This window comes from Streptomyces sp. SM11 (genome assembly GCF_002910905.1).
Taxonomy (GTDB): domain Bacteria; phylum Actinomycetota; class Actinomycetes; order Streptomycetales; family Streptomycetaceae; genus Streptomyces.
In genome coordinates this window covers 1-20,828 of sequence record NZ_NEUE01000289.1, presented here as the reverse complement: position 1 = coordinate 20,828, position 20,828 = coordinate 1, and the positions used below count along the sequence as shown (strand labels likewise).

Here is a 20,828-nt window from a genome sequence, read left to right as displayed (position 1 = left end):
CTAGTGTCTCGTGATCCTGATCGTGTCAGTTTGAGTTGTTATTAACGAGTTTCTTCATGTTGGTCTGGACGACGCGGACCTTCGCGAGGATCTCTTCGGCGGACGCGGTCCAGGTGAAGGGATTCGCGTCCTCGTTCCAGGAGTTGATGTAGTCGCGGATCTGCTTGACCAGGACGTTGACGCTGGAGAACGTGCCCCGGCGAATGGACTGCCGAGTCAGGATCCCGAACCAGATCTCGATCTGGTTCAACCATGAGGAACCGATGGGAGTGAAGTGGAAGCGGATGTGGGGGTTCTTCTCCAGCCATGCCTTCACCTCCGGCGTGGTGTGCGTGGACAGGTTGTCCAGGACGACATGGATCTCCTTGCCGGCGTGCGGCTTGGTCGCCTTCTTCAGGAAGGCGAGGAAGCTTGCCCCGTTCCGGCTCGGCCTGCACTCGCCGGTCACCTCACCGGTATGGACATTGAGGGCGGCGAACAGATTGGTGGTGCCGTGCCGTACGTAGTCGTGGGTGCGCTTCTCGCCCGCGCCGAAGGTGACCGGCAGTACCGGCTGGGTTCGGTCCAGCGCCTGTATCTGCGTCTTCTCGTCAATGGACAGCACCACCGCGCCGCCGGGCGGGGCCAGGTACAGGCCGACGACATCGGCGACCTTGTCCGCGAATGCGGGGTCCTTCGAGATCTTGAAGGTGCCGTTCCGGTGCGGCTTGAGGTTCTCCTCCCGCCAGATGCGGGCGACGTAGTGCCAGGACACCGAGATGCCCTCGCGCCGCTTCATGTGATTGACCAGCGTCCGCGTGGACCAGTGGGACAGCCCCGATTCCGTCGGCGGGGTTGTCTTCGTCAATGCGATCACCCGGGCCCGAGTGGTCGCGGGGACCTGATCGCGTCCGCCGCCGGGTTTCCGGGAAGCCAGTTGGGCAATCCCGCCCACGAGGTAACGGGCCTTGGCGCGGTCCACCGTATTCGGTGCGACTCCTGCGAGTTCGGCGATGTCCTTGCGTCGCCGCCCCTCGGCCGTCCACAGCACCAGGCGGGCCCGCAGAGCGGCATCGGCAGGGGCATGACGGCTGCCCGCCAACTCCCGCAGCTCATCGATCTGTTCGGAAGAGAGATCCACAACAGGCTAACGAAGCGACGCGCCATCAAGTTCCAACGACAGGATCACGAGACACTAGAGCCTTCTTGATCAGTTTGACCTTGCCGACGGGCAGAACTGACAGCACCGCGAGGGCGCACTTTCCCAGTCCTGGGTTCTTGACGCATTCCTTGGCATCGTTGAGACCGAGTACCTCCCAGGCGAACTCCTTGAGCACCGGGTCAATAGGGGGATGATCGAGCTTCCCGCCATTCAAGGCGCAGGGCGGAAGGTGGTCTCTGGTCGGGTGGAGGTAGCAGCGCGGCCGCTTCTCTTCTTCCTCCTGCTGCTTCTTGCGTCGTTCCGCAGCGAGGCGGCGCGCTTCTGCCTCCTCTGCCTCTCGCTTCTTGACGACGTCAGCCCATGCCGCGGATGACTCCTTCGCGGCTTCTGCGGAACTCTTACCTGCGGCGATCGCGTCGGCATGTGCCCTATCGCTTGAGACCTTCGCCTCATATGCCGAGGTGCGCGCGTAGTCGGCGGAGAATTCGGCCTGTGCTGCGGATTCCTCGGCTGCCGCGGCGTCCTGGTTGGCGCGGTTGGCGGCAGCGCGTGCGGTGCTGGCTGATGCCTTAGCCTGCACGGCGCTGGTTTCGGCTCGGTCTGCGGCATTGTCGGCGTCGTTCGCGTAGCCAGCCGCTTCCGTGGCGCTTTGTGCCGCGTCGTTCTTGGCCTTCTCGGCGTCGGCTGCGGCACCAGTGGCTTCGGCAGCTACCTGAGCTGCGAGGTGGCTGTCCCTGCGGGCGGTGGCCGCAATCTTCTTGCCTTCAGCGAGAAGGCGCTGCACCTGTGCGATGTGATTGTTGGCGAGCTGGTCTTTGCGATCGGCCATGTACTGGCCTGTCTGAACGAAGGTCTGTACCTCGTTGGCGGATCCGGCCAGAGCAATCTTGGCTGCGGACGTCACCTCGGGGCCGCCGTCGTTGTACAGCTTGCTCGCTGTCACCCGCTCGTCGGCCTGGCGGGCAGCGTACTGGCCGCTGTTGAGGAAGCCGACCAGCGCCTGTGGATTGCCGTCCTCCAAAGCCGCTCTCGCCGCTTCTTTCACGCCGGGGCCGCCGTCGTTGAAGAGCTTGGACACCGCGATCCGGTAATCGGCGTTGGCCGCCTGGTACTGGCCAGTGGTGTAAAGGCTGAGGATCTGCTGATCAGTTCCCTTGAGTGCCTCGGCTGCGGCGGCACGCACGGCCTCATAGGGACTTGCGGAAACGAGGTGCGCGACCTGCTGACGGTTCTCGTCCGCAACTGCCTCGCTCCAGCCCGTCTTCAGGTAGGCAATCACGTCGGTGTCGGTGCCGGACAGCGCCTGGGCGGCGGCGTCCTGGCGCCAAGAACCGAAGTACTCAAATGCGCGCAACGCGATGGCGCGCCCCTTCGTGGCGATGGCGGCCTGGTCAGCGCCCGGCTTGTCCGCATCGGCGGCCAGTTCCTTCGTGTCGGCCACGATGGCTTGGCCTTCGACCACGGACTTCGAGATCTCGATGGTGAAGGTGTCGGTGGTGGCCCTCTGGGTCAGGGCCGCTTCGACGCCGGCATTGGTGCGGGTGGTGAGATCCTCAGCCTCCGTTTCGCGGGCGAGGTTGAAGGTCTTCTGCGCGGTGGCCACCGATTTGGTGGCGCTGTCGGCGGCCGTCTTCGCAGCAACAGCCTGTTTTCTCGCCTCAGCTGCCTGGTCGGATGCCTCTCCAGCGTGTTCGGCAGCCTTCTCTGCGGCGTCCGCGGCGTTGTCCGCATGCGTGGCGGCAGAGTTGGCTGCGAGCCTGGCCTCTTCGGCGGCCGCGGCCGACCTGCGGGCCAGGTTCTCAGCCGCCGTGGCGGCGCGGTTGGCCTCCTTCGCGTGCCGGTGAGTCTCCGCCGCGGCCGCTCGCGCCTCTCCAGCGGAGCCTCCCGCCGCGATCGCAGAGTTCGCGGCCGCATCGGCTGCATCAGCAGCCTTGTCGGCGTTGGAGATCGCGCTGAGGGAGGCGCGGACCGCATCGGCAGCAGCCAGGGAAGCCTTGCCGGCCTGCTCGGCGGCCTTGCCGGACTTCCTCGCCAGCTCGCCTGCCTGTCGTGCCTGCGCGGCCATATTCCGGGCTGCTTGGGCTTTGTCCTTGTCCTGGCTTGCGGCGTACGCCGCGTTCGACGCGCGCCCGGCGGCTTCGGCAGCCGCGGCTGCGGCGTTCGCGGTCTGCGCTGCTGCCAGAGATGCCCGGCGAGCAGCCGTGTTGGCCGCGTTCGCCGCACTGATCGCCTGTTGCGCAGCGGCTGCTGCCGCACGGGCCGCGTCTGCGGCCTGTTTGGCCTTCACCGTCGCGAGGTGGGCGTCTTCTTTCGCGGCCTCGGTCTCCTTGGCAGCAAGCTCTGCGGCTGCCTTGGCGAGCTCTGCAGCCGCTACGGCCTTGTCCTTGGCTTCTTTGGCTTTGTCCTTCGCTTGCTCGGCCTGCTTGCTGGCCTTCTCCGCCTGCTGGGTCAGCTGCGCGATTGTGGCCTGCTCCTGGTCGCGGTTCCGCGCGACGAACTGTCCTACCTCCAGGAACTCCACGATGTCGTCCGGGGTTCCGCGGAGGGCCAGCTTGGCGGCGGCCTTCACGTTCGTGCCACCGGAGTTGTAGAGCCTGGAGACCTCGATGCGCTCGTCTGTCTCCTGGGCCTTGTACTGCCCGATGTCGAGGAACTGCTTGACGTCCTCAGGGCTGCCCAGCAGAGCAGCCTTTCCTGCGTCTTGGACGCCGGGGCCGCCGAAGTTCACAACTCGGCTGGCCTCCACCCGCAGGTCCTGCTCGTACGGAGTCTTCCAGCCCGTTGTCAAGAACGCTTCTACGTCTTCGGGGGTGCCTTGCAGCGCGGTCTTCGCTGCCTCCCGTACTGCTGGTCCGGCGGCGTTCACCACGCGAGAGACGTCTACTCGGTTGTCGATCTGCTGGATTGCAGGCGCCTCGGTGAGAAAGGCCCGAATGTCGTCGTCCGTGCCCAGAATAGCCTTCTCGGCTGCCTCCTTGAGGCCCGCTCCGGCATCGATCCAGTAGCCCACGGCCAGGCTGCGGTTCACGCTCGGCTGTACCTCATCGGCCGCCTTCGCCGTCGATGTACCCAGAAGTGTGGCCGTGAGCGTGGTGGTGAGCAGAGCGGCGCAAAGGGCCCGAGCATTGAGCGGTTGCCGCGTCGCTCTTCGGTAAGATTTGCACGTTTGACTTATTCGCTGAGACAGCGAAATCCTATTCACTTTACTATCCCCTGATTGTTAATCGCAGCCGGCCGGGAGGGCAACCAAAAGAAGGATAAATATAGTATCTGCCTCTTTGGGGGGCTTCGTGGGTGAGTGGGCGCGTGGTGAAGCCTCGGGGCTCGTACCGCCGCTGACGCTGCGCCAGCCGTGACGCCTACGCAGTTGACAGACGCCGTCAGACTGTGTGCGTGGATATTACATGAGCTTTACACAAGGCGATCGACATGGTTACCTGGCGGTCACTTTTGCTTCACATGTCATCTCTCACGAGGAATCCATGTCGATATCCATCTCCCGAACGTCCCTCCTCGCCAGCCTGACGGCTGCTCTGGTGCTGGGACTCGGCGCCAGCGCGCTTGCGCTCCCGCAGAGCACACCCGATGCCGGGCGCACAGCTTCCGCGGCAGACGAAATGCCCGGCGTAGTCGAGGACTTCGTCCACCCCGGCGCGACAGAGTTGCAGCAGGAACGGGGCGTCATCCTCAAGCGCGGCGACGGACACATCTGGCTCACCGACGTGACCGAGCTCAATGACTGCTTCGGCGGCTCCAACATCGCAATCGAGGCCCGAAACGGCGTCTACTGCTTCGAGACTGACGCCAAGTCCGGCTACCTGACGCTCGAGCTTCCCGACACCTTCAACATCTGGACGCAGGACTATCCGGTCAAGGCCACCCTCACCGCTGACGGCAAAAGCACCATCGTCAACGCCCCGGCCGACGAGCTCACTTCAGTCGGCGAAGCCGGCGACACAGGCAAGCGCTCAGCACTGGTTGAAATCCGCATCACCGGCTGACCCGTCACACACGCTTGCCACACCAACCAGGCCCAACCGCCCCCAGCAAAGACAGCTACCTGACTGAACTGGCCCGGTCCGGGGACACCCGCCCGACATGCGCTTCCGCACGCTGCGATCCGAGCAGCGGACACAGTGGTACCCGGTCAGAGTCCAACTGGCCACCGCACACTCAAATCCGACGGAACTCTCGCCTCGCGAAGCGGCATTGCCGCAGGGCAACGCCAACTTCGTCGGCCTTACTCCACGGGCTTCGCAGCCCCTCGTTCAACTTGCCAAGGAAACATGTGAACATCCAACCTCCCCGCCGTGTGCGGGGCATAGCTGCCCTCGCCGCCGCTGCCACGGCGGCCGGCGCCCTCGCCCTCTCGTCTCCGGCTCAGGCGGTGGTGGGTGACGCAGTCGCGAGCGGTTCGTACGCTTTCACCGCGAAGCTCGACATCGGTGAGGGCGACGCGCAGCGTGCCTGCACCGGTTCGCTGGTCGACGCCCAGTGGATCCTGACCGCGAGCAGCTGCTTCGCGGCAGCCGGGCAGCCGGCGTTCCCTCTTCCCGTCGGAGCCCCGGCGCAGAAGACCACGGCGACGATCGGCCGTACCGACCTGACCGGGACCGGTGGCAAGGTCGTCGAGGTGACCGAGCTGGTCTCGCGCACCGACCGTGACCTGGTGATGGCCAAGCTGGCCCAGCCGGTCACGGACATCGCCCCGCTGCTGCTCGCGGACTCCGCCCCGGTGGCGGGCGAGAACCTGCGGGCCCTCGGCTACGGCCGTACCGCGACATCCTGGGTTCCCGACCGGCTGCACGCCGGCACGTTCGCCGTGAGCGCGACCGGTGCGACGACGGTGGCCGTCACCCGCGACGGCGGCGCGATCTGCAAGGGCGACGCGGGCGGTCCCGCCCTGCGCGAGCAGGATGGCAAGGCCCTGCTGGCCGCCGTCCACAGCGCCTCCTGGCAGGCGGGCTGCTTCGGCTCCGACGAGACCCGCGTCGGTGCGGTGGAGACCCGCACCGACGACGTCGTCGACTGGGTCACCCAGGTCCGCGCGCTGCCCGGGGAGTCCCAGGCCGCCTCCGGTGACTTCAACGGCGACGGCCGCGAGGACATCGCCGCGTTCTACGACAACGGCACCTCCATCGAGGGCAAGAACCGTGCCTCCCTCTTCGCGTTCTACAGCACCGGTACCGGCTTCGGCGAGCCCAAGAAGGTGTGGAGCACCCCGGGCGGCTTCACCTGGAGCAAGAGCAAGCTGACCTCGGGCGACTACACCGGCGACGGCAAGGACGACCTCGCGGTCCTCTACGACACCGGCAAGTCCGACACCGGCAACATCACCTCGCTGTACACCTTCCCCAGCAACGGGACCGGCTTCGGCAACCCGCGCAAGACCTGGACCACGCCCGGCGGCTTCACCTGGTCGGCCAGCAAGGTGACCTCCGGCGACTACAACGGCGACGGCAAGGATGACGTCGCCGTCTTCTACAACGGCGGCACCTCCGCCGACGGCAAGCAGATCTCCTCGCTGTACACCTTCCCCAGCAACGGGACCGGCTTCGGCAACCCGCGCAAGACCTGGACCACGCCCGGCGGCTTCACCTGGTCGGCCAGCAAGGTGACCTCCGGCGACTACAACGGCGACGGCAAGGACGACGTCGCCGTCCTCTACAACGGCGGCACCTCCGCCGACGGCAAGCAGATCTCCTCGCTCTACACCTTCACCAGCAACGGCACCGACTTCAACAACCCGCGCAAGACCTGGACCACGCCCGGCGGCTTCACCTGGTCGGCCAGCAAGGTGACCTCCGGCGACTACAACGGCGACGGCAAGGACGACATCGGCGTCCTCTACAACCGCGGCACCACGGAAGCGGGCGTGCACCGGTCCGCGCTCTTCACCTTCTCGAGCACCGGCACGGACTTCGCCTCACCGCGTGAGGTGTGGACCAGCACCGGGTCCTTCTCCTGGGCCGCGAGCCAGCCCGTCTCCGGCGACTTCAATAACGACGGCAAGGCCGATGTCGGCGTCCTCTACCGTGCCGGGACCTCCGCCGACGGCTGGCGCATCGACAGCCTGTTCTCCTTCACCAGCACCGGAACCGGCGTCAGGGCCCCGGTCAAGCACTGGACCGGCAGCGTCGTCTGACCGAACGCCGCCGCACGCGCTGTGCGCCGTCCGGCCCACCCCTCCCGAACGGGGCGGTGGGCCGGTGGGCCGGACGCCTTTATGCTTTCCGGGCGCATCGGCTCTTCGAAAGGCATGCCGTGAATTACAGGGTCCAGCCCACCGCCCAGGTCGACGAGACTGCCGAGATCGGGGCCGGCTCCAGCGTCTGGGAGCTGGCTCAGATCCGCGAGGGGGCGAAACTCGGCGAGGGCTGTGTCGTCGGCCGCGGTGCGTACGTCGGCACCGGCGTGCGCATCGGTAACAACGTGAAGCTGCAGAACTACGCCCTCGTCTACGAGCCCGCCGAGCTCGGCGACGGCGTCTTCGTGGGCCCCGCCGTCGTCCTCACCAACGACCACAACCCCCGCTCGGTCGACCCGGACGGCAAGCAGAAGCGCGGCGGCGACTGGGAGGCCGTCGGCGTGAAGGTCGCCGAGGGCGCCTCGCTCGGTGCCCGCTCGGTGTGTGTCGCGCCGGTCCGTATCGGCCGGTGGGCGATGGTCGCGGCCGGCGCCGTGGTCACCAAGGACGTCCCCGACTTCGCCCTGGTCGTCGGTGTGCCCGCACGGCAGATCGGCTGGGTCGGTCACAGCGGGGTCCGGCTGGTCGCGCGCGAGGGCGAGCCGGGGGTGTGGGAGTGCCCGCAGAGCGGGACTGTATACGAGGAGAAGGACGGGGTGCTCGCGGAGCGCTGAGCAGGGCCGCCCTCGTGCCGGGCGACGGCTCACCGCGGCCGGCAGGACCGGCGAGGGCCGGGAACCGTGGTGGAGCGGTTCCCGGCCCTCGTGCGTCGTCGGCTCAGCGGTCGAACAGCAATCGGTCAAAGTCGAGCCGGACGACCGGCCAGTCCCACGTGGTCAGCGCGTGCTCGGTGGCCATCTTTCCGGCGTTGCGCCAGCTCTCGTCGGACGCCGTGAGGGAGAGCACCCGCTCGACCGCGGCCTCGGGGGTCTCCACGATCCACTCGGCCGGGTAGAGCGTCCCGGCACCGTGTTCGCCGCCCGCGAAGAACGGCCAGTCGCGGACCACCGGGACGGCGCCGCTGGCCGCGCCCTCCATCAGGCCCACGTGGCAGCCCTCGCGTACCGACGTACTGAGGATGACACCCACGTCCTCCAGAGCCCCGGGCACGTCGTCGGTCGCTCCGACCCGTACGACGGCCCCCCGCTCCACGAGCGGCTTCAGCGCCTTCTCCAGCTTGCGTGCGTACGCCTTGGCCGCGTTGCTCGGCCGGCCCATCTCGCCGCCGATCAGGAACAGCCGGTAGCGCTCGTCCCGCTCGCGCAGCCTCTTGAGGACCTCCAGGGCCCAGAGCGGGTCCTTCGGCACCTGGCCGATGCCGACCAGTCCGAGGTTGTAGCGGGTGGACGGATCCTTCGTACGCCGGAAGCCGGCGAGGTCCATGCCGTTGTCGATCACATGCGTACGGGGGGCGTGCTCGCCGCCGAGGCCGGGGATGGCCTTCACCGACAGATCGCGGATGTGGTCGGCGACGAACACCACGTCGTCGATGCGCGAGAAGTCCGTCACGTGGGGCCAGCGGGTGAAGGCCTCGTAGCTGTGCAGCCGGACGATGATCCGGGTATCACCCGGGTCGACCACGGTGAACAGAGCGGCGGGAGCCACACACCAGTCCACGAACACGGTATCGGCCCAGTCCAGATGCGGCCGAAGCTGTTGCTCGGCGGCGTGGGCGAAGAGCGGCTCTCCCCCCAGTCGGTATTCGAGGTGACGCTGCGCCGCGCCGTTGAGCCGCTTCATGCCCGGGTGCTCCGCCATGTCGAGGAAGCGCAGCTCGACGTCCGGGTTGGCCTCGTAGTGCGACCGGATCAGGTGCAGGAAGTTCGCGTTGGAGGTCGTGGCGACGAGCAGCCGCAGCGGCCTGTCCTTCGGCGGGGCGGCAGCCGGGGTCAGCCTGCTCTTCGGCCGGACCAAGGCGGAGGCAGCCGTCGACTTCCGGAACGGGGCGATGAATCCGGCCGGATCCGCGGCCAGCGGACTGCTGACCTGGTCGATGTGGACGACACGGTGGAAGGCCAGCTTCATGGCGTGCAGCAGGGCGTCGGCGGCCGCCGCCCGGTCGCCGGCGGCGTGCCGTACGTCAGCCAGGTCCAGATGGGCCGTGATCGCCTCGGGGAGGTTGGCCGGAGTGCGGCCGCTCCTGATGATCCTGGCCGCCACGTTGTCCAGCAGGCGGGCCTTTATGGCCGGGTCGGCGAGCTTCCCGGCCGCCGCACGAGCGGTGACCAGAGCTCCGGACTGACGTCCGGCCAGCCACATGCCCTCGATGACCTGCTCGGTGGCCGTCATCCGCAGCGTGTCCGGAACGCCGGGCGCCGAGACGGCGGCACGCCAGGCGCGTGCCCCGACGCGACTGCGCAGGGCGAGCGGCCCGGTGGCGTTGCGCAGCAGGTCGGCCGGGAGGGTCCGGACGCGTCGGCGCAGCCCGTCGGTGGCCACGGTGAGGGGACCGGGGACATACTCGGGCAGCTGTCCGCCACCCGACTCCCGGCGCTTCTCCAGGGCGCGGAGACCCGCGGCGATGCCGAAGCACACGTCGGGCTGACGCCTGAACTGCGAGATGCGCCAGGCGCTGTACACCGCGCGGTGGTCGAGGGCCACCACCAGATCGACGGAGCGGGTGACGGCGCGGGCCGCCCGGTCGTGCTCCAGGTGGAACCAAAGCCGCTCCGGAAAGCGCATCGCCTCCGTCTTGCGCTGCACGTGCTTGCCCGCCGAACCGCCGACGGGCACCTTGCGTACGGTGGCCCAACCCAGGTCGGCGGCGATGTCCCCGGCCTTGAAGTTGCCGACGAGGTGGACACGGGCCCCGAGCCTGCGGAACTTGTCCACCGCCGCGGCCACGACGGTCGGCTTGGGCGTCGAACCCGCGATCATCAATACGTCGGTCATGCCCCGGAACCTCCGGAAAGTGCGGTCTGCCGGCCGAGCACCAGAGCGGTCAGGCCCTCCACGGCGCTCGCCATCAGGGAATCACGGGCGTAGTCGGTGCCGTGGTCACGGGCGGCCGCGCGTTGCTCGGGCGAGGCCTCCACGACCATACGGGCGGCCTCGCAGAACGCGTCGGCCAGCCTCTCCTCGTCCAGTCCGCGAGGGCCGGTCCACAGCGGACGGCCGTCCAGCAGCCGCGACGCGTCGTGGTCGGCCGCGTGCATGGAGACGATCGGCAGTCCGGTGGCCATGTACTCGTAGACCTTGCCGGACGTCATGAACGGCCCGCCGATGATGACGAGCACCAAGGCGTCCCAGGCGCCGTACACATCGGCGACATCGGCCTTGGGCACGGCGCCGCCCACCACGACGCCGTCGTCGGCCGCCGCGCGCAGGACCTCGACGTGCCGGTTGGCCTCGCGGTTCGAGCCCGCGCCGATGTGCCCGCGCACCTCGAACCTGGCGTCGGCGAGCAGCGGCTCCCGCTCCCGGGCGGTGCGCCAGGCGGCGAGGACGGACTCCAGCAGCGGGACGGAGAAACTGACCGTGCCCAGGTGTCCGAAGACGAGGTTCCGCCCGGCGACGGGGCGGAACTCGACCTCGGGCACGCTGTCCCGGTCATAGCCGTTGCGCACGACGTGGATGCGCTCCGCGTGCTCGGGGTAGCGGGCGCGGTAGAAGTCGGCGATCTGGTCGTTGACCACCCAGAGCGACAGGGCGTTCTCCAGCAGGTCCGACTCCCAGCGGCCTGTCTCGGAGTCCTTCGGGAAGGCCTCCACGCCGTCGATGACGTCCAGGGACCAGCCGTCGCGGAAGTCCACCGCGTACGGGGCCCGGTGTTCCTCCCAGAGCCTGCGGACGGCGGCGAGCTGGACGTACGGGACGCAGCTGGCCAGGACGAGATCGGCCGGCCGCTCGCGGTACAGCTCCAGCGCGGCCGTCTCCAGAGCGCCCCGCCAGCCTCCGAACACCGGCTCGGGGAAGCTCTTGAGCGCTTCGGCCCGGAAGCCGCTCAGCCACTTCACGGGGTCCAGCGCCCGCTCCTCGGAGTACAGCCGGATGTCCGTCTCCAGGTCGGCCCGGGACAGCGGCAGCTCCACGACCCTGACCCGCTCGTCGACGGACTCCGAGAGCGTGTGGTCCACGCCGGAGTCGCGGAGCCAGGACTCCTCCGCGATCGTGACGACGGTGACGTCCCAGCCCGCGGCGGCGAACTGGTTCGCGGTCTCCCGCATCCGGAAGGCGGAACTCTTCGCGGCGGGCGGGAACCCGATCGCGAAGTACAGCAGATGCGGACGCGGTCCGCTGCGCTCGTCCATGCCTGGCACTTCAGTCATTCCTGTTCTGCTGAGTTTCGGGGGTCGTTTCTTCGTGACGCCTGTTGACCGGGACGGTCCGGGGCTCTGTGCCTCATGCCGACGCCCGCGGCCCGTGCCGCAGGCGCCACCCCGCCCAGGCCGACTCGATCATGCTGCGTATGCCGTGCCGGGCCGACCAGCCCAGCTCCTCGGCGATGGCGTCCACGGAGGCGACCACCCGGGCCGGGTCTCCGGGGCGGCGGGCCCCGGAGACCGGGGTCAGCTCTGTGCGGCCGGTGACGTCGAGGATGATGTCGACCATCTCGGCGACGGACGCCCCCTCGCCCCGGCCGATGTTCAGGACCAGCTCGGCGGCCGGGTCCCGGGCCAGGCGGCGGGCCGCGGCGACATGGGCGGAGGCGATGTCCTCCACGTGGACGTAGTCGCGGACGCAGGTGCCGTCCGGGGTCGGGTAGTCGTCGCCGAAGATCCGGGGGGCGTCGTCGGCCTCCAGGCGTTCGAATACCATCGGGACCAGGTTGAAGACGCCTTCGTCGGCCAGTTCCGCCGAAGCGGCTCCGGCCACGTTGAAGTAGCGCAGTGAGGCCGTGGCCATGCCGTGCGCCCGGCCGGCCGCGGCCACCATCCACTCGCCCGCAAGTTTGGTCTCGCCGTACGGGCTGAGCGGCAGGCAGGGAGTGCCCTCGGTGACCAGGTCGACGTCGGGCATGCCGTAGACCGCCGCCGACGAGGAGAACAGGAAGCGCCGGACACCGGCAGCGGCCGCCGCCTCCAGCAGGGTGCACAGGCCGTCGACGTTCTCGCGGTAGTAGTACAGCGGTCGTTCGACGGACTCCGCGACCTGCTTCTTGCCCGCGATGTGCACGATGCCGGTCACCGCGTGATCGGCCAGCACCCGGTCGAGGAGCTCACGGTCCAGGACCGAGCCCACGACGAGCGGGACGCCCTCGGGAATGCGTTCCGCGCGTCCGGTGCTGAGGTCGTCGAGGACGACGAGGCGCTCCTCGCCCGCCATCTCCGCGACCACGTGGGATCCGATGTAGCCGGCCCCACCGGTGATCAGCCAGGTCATCGTCAGCCTCCGATGACCACGCGGCGTACGCCCGCCCAGTTCGCCGGGTCCGTGGTGCGGCGGCCGTCGACCAGGACGCGGACGTCCGGGAGGTCGGCGGCGGACAGCTCGCGGTACTCGGCGTGGTCGGCCTGGAGGATCGCGGCGGTGACGGCCTGGCGCTCGTGCGGGACGAGGCCGAGGGCGGTCAGCTCCTCGGCGGTGTACATCGGATCCGAGACGAAGGGCACCGCGCCGCGCGCCTTGAGGGCCTCGACGACACCGAAGACGCCGGAGAACGCGGTCTCCTTGACGCCGCCGCGGTAGGCCGCGCCCAGCACCAGGACCCCGGCTCCGTCCAGGTCGCCGTAGGCGGCGGCCAGCAGGTCGACGGCGTACGCGGGCATCGCGGCGTTGGCCTCGCGGGCCGAGCGCACGACGGTGGCCTCCGGGTCGTTCCACAGGTACATCCGCGGGTAGATCGGGATGCAGTGGCCGCCGACGGCGATGCCGGGCTGGTGGATGTGGCTGTAGGGCTGGCTGTTGCAGGCCTCGATGACCTTCTTGACGTCGATGTCGTGTCGGTCGGCGAACCGGGCGAACTGGTTGGCCAGGCCGATGTTGACGTCGCGGTAGGTGGTCTCGGCGAGCTTCGCCAGCTCGGAGGCCTCCGCCGTGCCGAGGTCCCAGACGCCGTTCGGACGGGGCAGGTCCTCGCGCTCGTCGAAGTCGAGGACGGCCTCGTAGAACGCGACGCCGCGCTCCGCGGACGCCTCGTCGATGCCGCCGACGAGCTTCGGGTAGCGGCGCAGGTCGGCGAAGACCCGGCCGGTGAGCACCCGCTCCGGGGAGAAGACCAGGTGGAAGTCCTCGCCGGGCGTCAGGCCCGAGCCCTCGGCCAGCATCGGCGCCCAGCGGGTACGGGTGGTGCCGACCGGCAGCGTGGTCTCGTAGCTGACCAGGGTGCCGGGCTTCAGGCCCGCCGCGATGGCCTTGGTGGCGGAGTCCATCCAGCCGAAGTCGGGGGTGCCCTCGGCGTCCACGAAGAGCGGGACGACGACAACCACGGTGTCGGACGCGGCGACCGCGGCCGTGGTGTCCGTCGTGGCGGAGAGCAGGCCGGCGCCGACGGTCTCCTTGAGCTTGACGTCGAGGTCGTGCTCACCGGGGAACGGTTCGGTGGCCGCGTTGACGAGCTCGACGACCTTCTCGTTGACGTCCGCGCCGATGACCTTGTGGCCCTTGGCGGCGAACTGCACGGCGAGCGGAAGTCCGATCTTGCCGAGCGCGACTACACAGATATCCATCGGATTACTTCCTCTTCGACCTGGACAGCGTGCGGCGCAGCCGTGCGCGCACACTGGGCTTCGGTTCCCGCAGGGGGGCCGTCGTGATCACGAGCCGGCCCTTGGTGTTGGTGTTCGCCGCCACGCGGTGGGGGTCGGTGCTCCCCCACCGGCGCGCCAGCGGCATCGGCCGGCCTTCGGTGCGGACCGGGATCTCGTACGTGGAGCCTGCCACGTCCACGTAGAGGCGGACGCCCCTCTTGGCCCGGATGGGCGCCAGCGGGAAGCGGGCGGTCAGCAGGGTGCCGCCGTCCTCGGCCGCGTCGGCGGTGAGCGTGCCGACGCGCTCCGGGCGCGGGGTGTCCCCCGGGAGCTTGCGTGCGCCGGGCTTGTCCGCGCTCTGCGGCATGGCGCCCTGGGCTAGGGCGACAACGGCCGAGGAGGTGTCGCCGGTGATGCCGACGCGCAGCTTCACGGCAAGCGAGAGCTCCTCGCCGCTCTGCTCCCAGTTCGCCGACTCCAGTCGCGTACCCGTGGAGAGCCGGCCCGCCACCGTCTCGCCGAGCACCTCGTAGTACCGGTCGTCGAGGCCGACGGCCGCGTCCCGGAATCCGGGGTAGCCGGCGAAGGCACGGTCGCCCTCCAGCAGGAAGGGCGGCGCTCCGTGCTCGGTCTCCTCCGCGATGGCGCGGGTGAGTTCCTCGGCGGCGCCGCTCCGGGCGAGGCCGAAGCGCACCCGGCGCTTGACTCCGGTGCCGTCGCGCAGGCCGTCGGTGAAGTAGGCGTCCACCAGTGCGCCGACGCCCTCGCACAGCTGGCGGCGGGTGTCGGGGTCGAGAGTCGGGAAGTCCTTCTGCAGGAGCTTGGTCAGCTCCCAGTCGAAGTGCCGCTTGAACACGGCGTCGCGCCGCGGACCGGCGGGGATCAGGGCGGCCGTGTGCTCCATGATCCGCTGGACACAGCGGAGCCGGGCCAGGTGGTTCGCCCGGTAGGTGATGTTGCTCGCGTCGCCGCGCTTGACCGCGTAGTAGCAGGTGTAGTCGGAGACCACGGAGATCTTCCGGGCCCGGACGCACGCTTCGATGGTGAACGGCTGGTCGCTGCCGACCGGCATGTCCTCGGGGAAGCGGAGCCCGTGCTCCTCGACCAGTTCCCGGCGGAACAGCTTGGTGTTGGCCAGGGTGAAGGGAAGCTCGGAGTCGTCGAGGGTGACGTCACGGTTGCCGGTGTACAGCTTCTGGTGGACGTAACGCCCGTTCGTGCCGACCATCTTGCCGACGACCACATCGGAATCGTTGGCGTCGGCGCAGGCGACCATCCGCTCCAGGGCCTCTTCGCCGAGGTGGTCGTCCGAGCCGATGAAGTACACGAAACGGCCGGTCGCCAGGTCGAGGGCACGGTTGCTCGGAGCGGCCGGGCCACCGGAGTTGGACTGGTGGACGACGGTGAAGACGTCCGGGTACCGCTGCGCGAAGCGGTCGAGTTCCTTGCCGCTGTCGTCGGTCGATCCGTCGTCGACGGCCACGACCTGAAGCCGCTCGTGACCGATGCTCTGTCCCACGAGCGATTCGAGACACTCGGTGAGGTACGGCATCGTGTTGTAGACGGCTACGACCACCGTGACATCGGGTGTGGTCACCTTCTCGGCTCCTCCTGCTTCTGCTCCCCGTCCGCCGGGAGCAGCACCGTGGTGCCGTTGGCCGCGGATTCCAGCACGGAGGCCGCCACCTCGACCGTACGGAGCCCCTGGCGCAGCGTGCAGATGTCGGCGGGCTTGCCCTGTACGGCGTCGCGGAACAGCTCGTGCTCGACGAGCAGCGGCTCGCGCTTGGGGATGGCGTAGCGGATCATGTCGCCCTCGGAGACCCCGCGGAAGGCGCGCAGCGCCTCCCACTCGGTGGTGACCGCGGCGTTGGAGTGGAAGGTGAGGTCGGCGGTGAGGGTGTCGGCGATGAAGCAGCCGCGCTCGCCGGTGACCGAGGTGAACCGCTCCTTGAGCGGGCTCAGCCAGTTGACCAGGTGGTTGACCATCGTGCCGTCGGACAGCTGGCCCAGGGCGGAGACCATGTCCTCGTGCGGGCGGCCCGACTTGGAGACGGTGTGCGCGGCGATCGAGGCGTACGCCTGGCCGGTGACCCAGCCCGTCAGGTCGATGTCGTGGGTGGCCAGGTCCTTGACCACGCCGACGTCGGCGATCCGGTGCGGGAAGGGGCCCTGGCGGCGGGTGACGACCTGGTAGACGTCGCCCAGCTCGCCGGCCTCCAGGCGGGCGCGGAGCGAGAGCAGGGACGGGTTGCAGCGTTCGATGTGGCCGACGCCGGCCACCAGGCCGCGCGACTCGAAGGCGTCGACGAGGCGGCGGGCGCCCTCGACCGTGTCCGCGAGCGGCTTCTCGACCAGGGCGCAGACACCGGCGTCGGCGAGCTGGAGGCCGACCTCCTCGTGCAGGCCGGTGGGGCAGGCGACGACGGCGTAGTCGACGCCGAGGGCGATGAGCTCCTCGACGGTGGACAGGACGGGGGCGCCCTGGGCCCAGCCGTTCTTGTCGCCCATCGGGTCGACGACGCCGACCAGTTCGACGCCCTCCAGGCTCGAGAGGACGCGGGCGTGGTGGCGGCCCATGGAGCCGAGGCCGACCAGGCCGGCCTTCAGTACGGCGCTCACAGGTTTTCCCCCAGGGAGTTCACGGCGGCGGCGATCCGCTCCAGGTCGCCCTCGGTGAGCGAGGGGTGGACGGGCAGCGAGACGACCTCGGCGGCGGCCCGCTCGGTCTCGGGCAGGTCCCAGGTGCGGCCGGCCTTCTGGTCCGGCTCCCAGTAGGGCTTGAGCCGGTGGATCGGCGTCGGGTAGTAGACCGCGTTGCCGATGCCCGCCTCGGTGAGCTTCGCCATCGCGGCGTCCCGGTCACCGCTGATCCGCACGGTGTACTGGTGGTAGACGTGCCGCGCGCCCTCGGCCACCGGCGGTGTGGTGACGGCCGGGGCGGTGATGTGCGCGTCGAGGTACGCGGCGTTGGCGCGGCGCTGCTCGGTCCAGGCCTCCACCTTGCCGAGCTGTACGCGGCCGACGGCGGCGGACACGTCGGTCATCCGCATGTTGGCGCCGACGATCTCGTTGGCGTACCGCTGCTCCATGCCCTGGTTGCGCAGCAGGCGCAGGGTGCGGGCCAGTTCGGCGTCGGCGGTGGTGACCATGCCGCCCTCTAGCGAGTGCATGTTCTTGGTCGGGTAGAAGCTGAAGGTGCCGCCCGCGCCGAACGCGCCGACGGGGGTGCCGTTCAGGGCCGCGGCGTGGGCCTGGCAGGCGTCCTCGACCACGGCGAGCCGGTGCTTGTCCGCGATGGGCATGAGCCGGTCCATCGCCGCGGGGTGACCGTAGAGGTGTACCGGCATGATCGCTGCGGTGCGCGGCGTGATCGCGGCTTCGACGGCGGCCGGGTCGAGGCCGAAGCTGCCCGGCTCGATGTCGGCGAACACCACGTCGGCGCCGACGAGACGGACCGCGTTCGCGGAGGCGGCGAAGGAGAAGGAGGGGACGATCACCTCGTCGCCCGGGCCGATGCCCAGGGCCAGCAGCAGCAGGTGCAGGGCCGAGGTGCCCGAGTTGACGGCGACGCAGTGCCGGTCGTCGACCAGGCGCGAGAAGCCTTCCTCGAAAGCCGCGACTTCCGGGCCCTGCACGACGCGACCGCTGCGCAGCACGCGTACCGCGGCCTCGATCTCGTCTTCCCCGATGACCGGACGGGCAGCAGGAATCGGCTGCTCGTTGATGCTCGTCATGAACGTCCTCCTTGAACACCGCAAGAGCTCGTTACCAGGCAGAGCTCCGAGGTGCGGGACGTCTTGCCGAGGTCGCGCATAACCCCACCGGCGCGATGCCGACGCCCTGCCGAGGAATCCGGCCCGGCCGGTATCTTCACCGGGCCTTGTCGCCAACCGTAGTTTTCGTGAAGAACGCTCACAAGCATGGCAACCGCCGTCACATTATCAGGGATTTCTTGACCCATTTCGGCCTCGTTAACCGACACATGCATCAGTTCAGAAACAAAGCAGGTGTCCCGCTCCGACACGCTCGGAGCGGGACACCTGAAGATGAACAACCGGTTACGGATTGATCAGCTTGCCGACGAGTCACCCTCCGCGGAGGGTGCGGACGCCGTTACGGACGGCGATGACTGCTCGGCGGCGACGGTCTTCTTCGTCGTCTTCTTCGCGGCCGTCTTCGCCGTCGTCTTCTTGGCGGCGGTCTTCTTCGCGACGGTCTTCTTGGCCGCCGCCTTCTTTGCCGGGGCCTTCTTGGCGGCTGCCTTGCGGGCCGTCTTCTTCGCCGGGGCCGGCTCCGAGAATTCGGATTCCGTCGTTCCGGATTGCGCGGTCGCCTCGGCTTCCTGTCGGTCGGATTCCGGTGCCTTCGCCTCGGGCGCCGATGCGACCACGACGATCTCCGTGTCGTCCGACCCGGTGGGCGAGCCCGCCGGAGCGGTGACCTTGCGGGTCACCCGGCGCCGGGCACGCGGCGGGGCGGCCACGGGGACCTCGGGAGCCGGTGTCTCGGCGGCGGACGCCTCGACGACCGGGTCCTCGGCCACGACCGGGTCCGTGGTGGGCTCGGCCGGCCGGACCGGCTCCGCGGCTTCGGCCTGCTTGGGCGAACCCGCCGGGGCGGTCGCCTTACGGGTGGCCCGACGGCGCGTACGGCCCTGGGGCGCGGCCTCGACCGGAGCCTCGGGGGCCTCCTCCGGGGTCTCCGCGACCGGAGCCTCGGCGGGTGCCGCCTCGACCGGCTCGGGCCGGGCCTCGGCGGCGGGGGCCTCGACGGCCGGGGCGGGCACCTCGGTCTTCGGGGCGCCGGCCGGGGCCGACGCCTTGCGGGAGGCCCGACGACGGCCACGGCCGCGCGTGGCGGCGGCCTCGGCCTCGGCGGGGCTGCTGTAGAAATCCTCGTCCGCGGCCGGTTCCAGGTCCGCCAGGGACACCGGGGCGGCGACCTCGGCGGCCAGCTCGGCCTCGGACTCGGTCTCGACGGGCTCGGCCGCGTGGTCGTCGTGGCCGTGGTCCTGCTCGTGACCGTGCTCGTGGTCCTGGCCCGCGCCGCCGCGGCCGCGCTTCTTGGACTTCTTGCCACCGCCACCACCGCCGCCGACGGAGGTCGGCTGCTCCATGTGGACGATGACTCCGCGCCCGTTGCAGTGGACGCAGGTCTCGGAGAACGACTCCAGCAGACCCTGGCCCACCCGCTTGCGGGTCATCTGGACCAGGCCCAGTGAGGTGACCTCGGCGACCTGGTGCTTGGTGCGGTCGCGGCCCAGGCACTCCAGCAGACGCCGCAGCACCAGGTCCCGGTTGGACTCCAGCACCATGTCGATGAAGTCGACGACGACGATGCCGCCGAGGTCGCGCAGCCGCAGCTGGCGCACGATCTCCTCGGCCGCCTCCAGGTTGTTCCTGGTGACGGTCTCCTCCAGGTTGCCGCCCTGGCCGGTGAACTTGCCCGTGTTGACGTCGACGACGATCATCGCCTCGGTCTTGTCGATCACCAGCGAACCGCCGCTGGGCAGGTAGACCTTGCGGTCCAGCGCCTTCATCAGCTGCTCGTCGATGCGGTACGTCGCGAAGACGTCGACCTCGGAGGTCCAGCGCGACAGCCGCTCCGTCAGGTCGGGCGCGACGTGCGAGACGTAGCCGTGGATGGTCTCCCACGCCTCGTCGCCGCTGACGATGACCTTGGAGAAGTCCTCGTTGAAGATGTCGCGGACGACCCGGACGGTCATGTCCGGCTCGCCGTAGAGCAGCGTCGGCGCGTTGGAGCCGCTGGTGCCCTTCGCCTTCTTCTGGATGTCCTCCCACTGCCCCTGGAGCCGTTCGACGTCACGGCGCAGCTCGTCCTCGCTCGCGCCCTCGGCGGCGGTACGCACGATGACGCCCGCGTCCTCGGGGACGATCTTCTTGAGGATGGTCTTGAGGCGGGAGCGCTCGGTGTCGGGCAGCTTGCGGCTGATCCCGGTCATCGAGCCCTCGGGTACGTAGACGAGGTAGCGGCCGGGCAGCGAGACCTGGCTCGTCAGACGCGCGCCCTTGTGACCGATCGGGTCCTTGGTCACCTGGACCAGGACCGACTGGCCGGACTTGAGCGCGGTCTCGATGCGGCGCGGCCCGTGGGCCATGCCGAGCGCCTCGAAGTTGACCTCACCGGCGTACAGGACGGCGTTGCGGCCCTTGCCGATGTCGACGAAGGCGGCCTCCATGGACGGCAGCACGTTCTGGACCTTGCCCAGGTAGACGTTGCCGACGTAGCTGGTGGCCTGCTCCTTGTTGACGTAGTGCTCTACGAGCACGTTGTCCTCGAGGACGCCGATCTGGGTGCGCTCGCCGCTCTGGCGGACGACCATCACCCGCTCGACGGCCTCGCGGCGGGCGAGGAACTCCGCCTCGGTGATGATCGGGACCCGGCGGCGGCCCTGCTCGCGGCCCTCGCGGCGGCGCTGCTTCTTGGCCTCCATACGGGTCGAGCCCTTGATGGACTGGACCTCGTCGAAGCCGGTGCCCGGCTCGCGCTCCTCCTTCTTGCGGGGCTCGCGGACCTTGACGACCGTACGCTCCGGGTCGTCGGCGGTGCCGTGGTCGGCCTCGGCGGCGGCGTCACCACTGCGGCGACGGCGACGGCGACGGCGACGGCTGCTGCTCGACCCGGAGGCCGAGGAGTCGTCGTCCTCGTCGTTCTCGTCGGCGTCCTGGGCCCGGTCCCGCTCACCCTCGGAGCGGGGCGATTCGGCACGGGACGGCGCGGGCGCCTCGTCGGCGCTCTGCTCGTCGTCCGTGTCGTTGGCCTCGCCACGACGGCGGCGACGGCCACCACGGCGGCGACGGCGCGAGGGGCGGTCGCCGTACTCGTCGGTGTCCTCGCCCTCGTGCTC

General features: G+C 69.5%; 13 protein-coding genes. 3 read left to right on the top strand and 10 right to left on the bottom strand.

Annotated elements, in window-relative coordinates:
- Positions 1–25 precede the first annotated feature (25 nt).
- The gene (locus B9S58_RS31830) at positions 26–1,120 is read right to left on the bottom strand and encodes an IS630 family transposase (RefSeq protein WP_103531692.1); all 1,095 of its coding nucleotides are present in this window, start codon (positions 1,118–1,120) and stop codon (positions 26–28) included.
- A gap of 25 nt (positions 1,121–1,145) precedes the next feature.
- The gene (locus B9S58_RS31825) at positions 1,146–4,169 is read right to left on the bottom strand and encodes an ALF repeat-containing protein (protein ID WP_181009527.1); all 3,024 of its coding nucleotides are present in this window, start codon (positions 4,167–4,169) and stop codon (positions 1,146–1,148) included.
- 376 nt (positions 4,170–4,545) lie between these two features.
- Between B9S58_RS31825 and B9S58_RS31820 the strand changes: the two genes are divergently transcribed.
- The 3 genes from B9S58_RS31820 to B9S58_RS31810 all read left to right on the top strand — a co-directional run bounded on the left by B9S58_RS31820 (position 4,546) and on the right by B9S58_RS31810 (position 8,002).
- Positions 4,546–5,142: a hypothetical protein gene (locus B9S58_RS31820; RefSeq protein WP_258045161.1), complete on the top strand. Its 597-nt coding sequence runs from the start codon at positions 4,546–4,548 to the stop codon at positions 5,140–5,142.
- Between the two features lie 287 nt (positions 5,143–5,429).
- Positions 5,430–7,286: an FG-GAP-like repeat-containing protein gene (locus B9S58_RS31815; RefSeq protein WP_146063594.1), complete on the top strand. Its 1,857-nt coding sequence runs from the start codon at positions 5,430–5,432 to the stop codon at positions 7,284–7,286.
- A 119-nt stretch (positions 7,287–7,405) separates the two neighbouring features.
- A complete protein-coding gene (locus B9S58_RS31810) occupies positions 7,406–8,002 on the top strand; it encodes an acyltransferase (RefSeq protein ID WP_103535380.1) in 597 nt (198 codons plus the stop codon).
- Positions 8,003–8,105: 103 nt separating this feature from the next.
- Here the strand turns inward: B9S58_RS31810 and B9S58_RS31805 are convergent, their stop codons facing one another.
- The 8 genes from B9S58_RS31805 to B9S58_RS31770 form a co-directional block, all read right to left on the bottom strand.
- A complete protein-coding gene (locus B9S58_RS31805; RefSeq protein WP_103535379.1) occupies positions 8,106–10,220 on the bottom strand; it encodes a glycosyltransferase in 2,115 nt (704 codons plus the stop codon).
- Complete coding sequence (locus B9S58_RS31800) at positions 10,217–11,596, bottom strand: glycosyltransferase (protein ID WP_103535378.1); 1,380 nt, start codon at positions 11,594–11,596, stop codon at positions 10,217–10,219. The genes B9S58_RS31805 and B9S58_RS31800 overlap by 4 nt, the downstream gene beginning before the upstream one ends.
- Before the next feature lie 73 nt (positions 11,597–11,669).
- Entirely contained in the window at positions 11,670–12,650 is a 981-nt protein-coding gene (gene galE, locus B9S58_RS31795) for a UDP-glucose 4-epimerase GalE (protein WP_103535377.1), read from the bottom strand.
- 2 nt (positions 12,651–12,652) lie between these two features.
- On the bottom strand, positions 12,653–13,936 hold the full coding sequence (locus B9S58_RS31790) for a nucleotide sugar dehydrogenase (RefSeq protein ID WP_103535376.1): 1,284 nt from the start codon (positions 13,934–13,936) through the stop codon (positions 12,653–12,655).
- Between the two features lie 4 nt (positions 13,937–13,940).
- Positions 13,941–15,554, bottom strand: coding sequence for a glycosyltransferase (locus B9S58_RS31785; RefSeq protein WP_103535375.1), 1,614 nt, complete (start codon positions 15,552–15,554; stop codon positions 13,941–13,943).
- Positions 15,551–16,579 (bottom strand): Gfo/Idh/MocA family protein, encoded by a 1,029-nt coding sequence (locus B9S58_RS31780; RefSeq protein WP_103535374.1) that lies wholly within the window; start codon positions 16,577–16,579, stop codon positions 15,551–15,553. Before B9S58_RS31780 ends, B9S58_RS31785 begins: the two co-directional genes overlap by 4 nt.
- Positions 16,576–17,694 carry a DegT/DnrJ/EryC1/StrS aminotransferase family protein gene (locus tag B9S58_RS31775; protein WP_103535373.1) on the bottom strand — a complete coding sequence of 373 codons (1,119 nt, stop codon included), beginning with the start codon at positions 17,692–17,694 and terminating at the stop codon, positions 16,576–16,578. The genes B9S58_RS31780 and B9S58_RS31775 overlap by 4 nt, the downstream gene beginning before the upstream one ends.
- Positions 17,695–18,029: 335 nt before the next feature.
- On the bottom strand, positions 18,030–20,828 hold a 2,799-nt coding region (locus B9S58_RS31770; protein WP_103535372.1), incomplete at its 5' end, for an Rne/Rng family ribonuclease.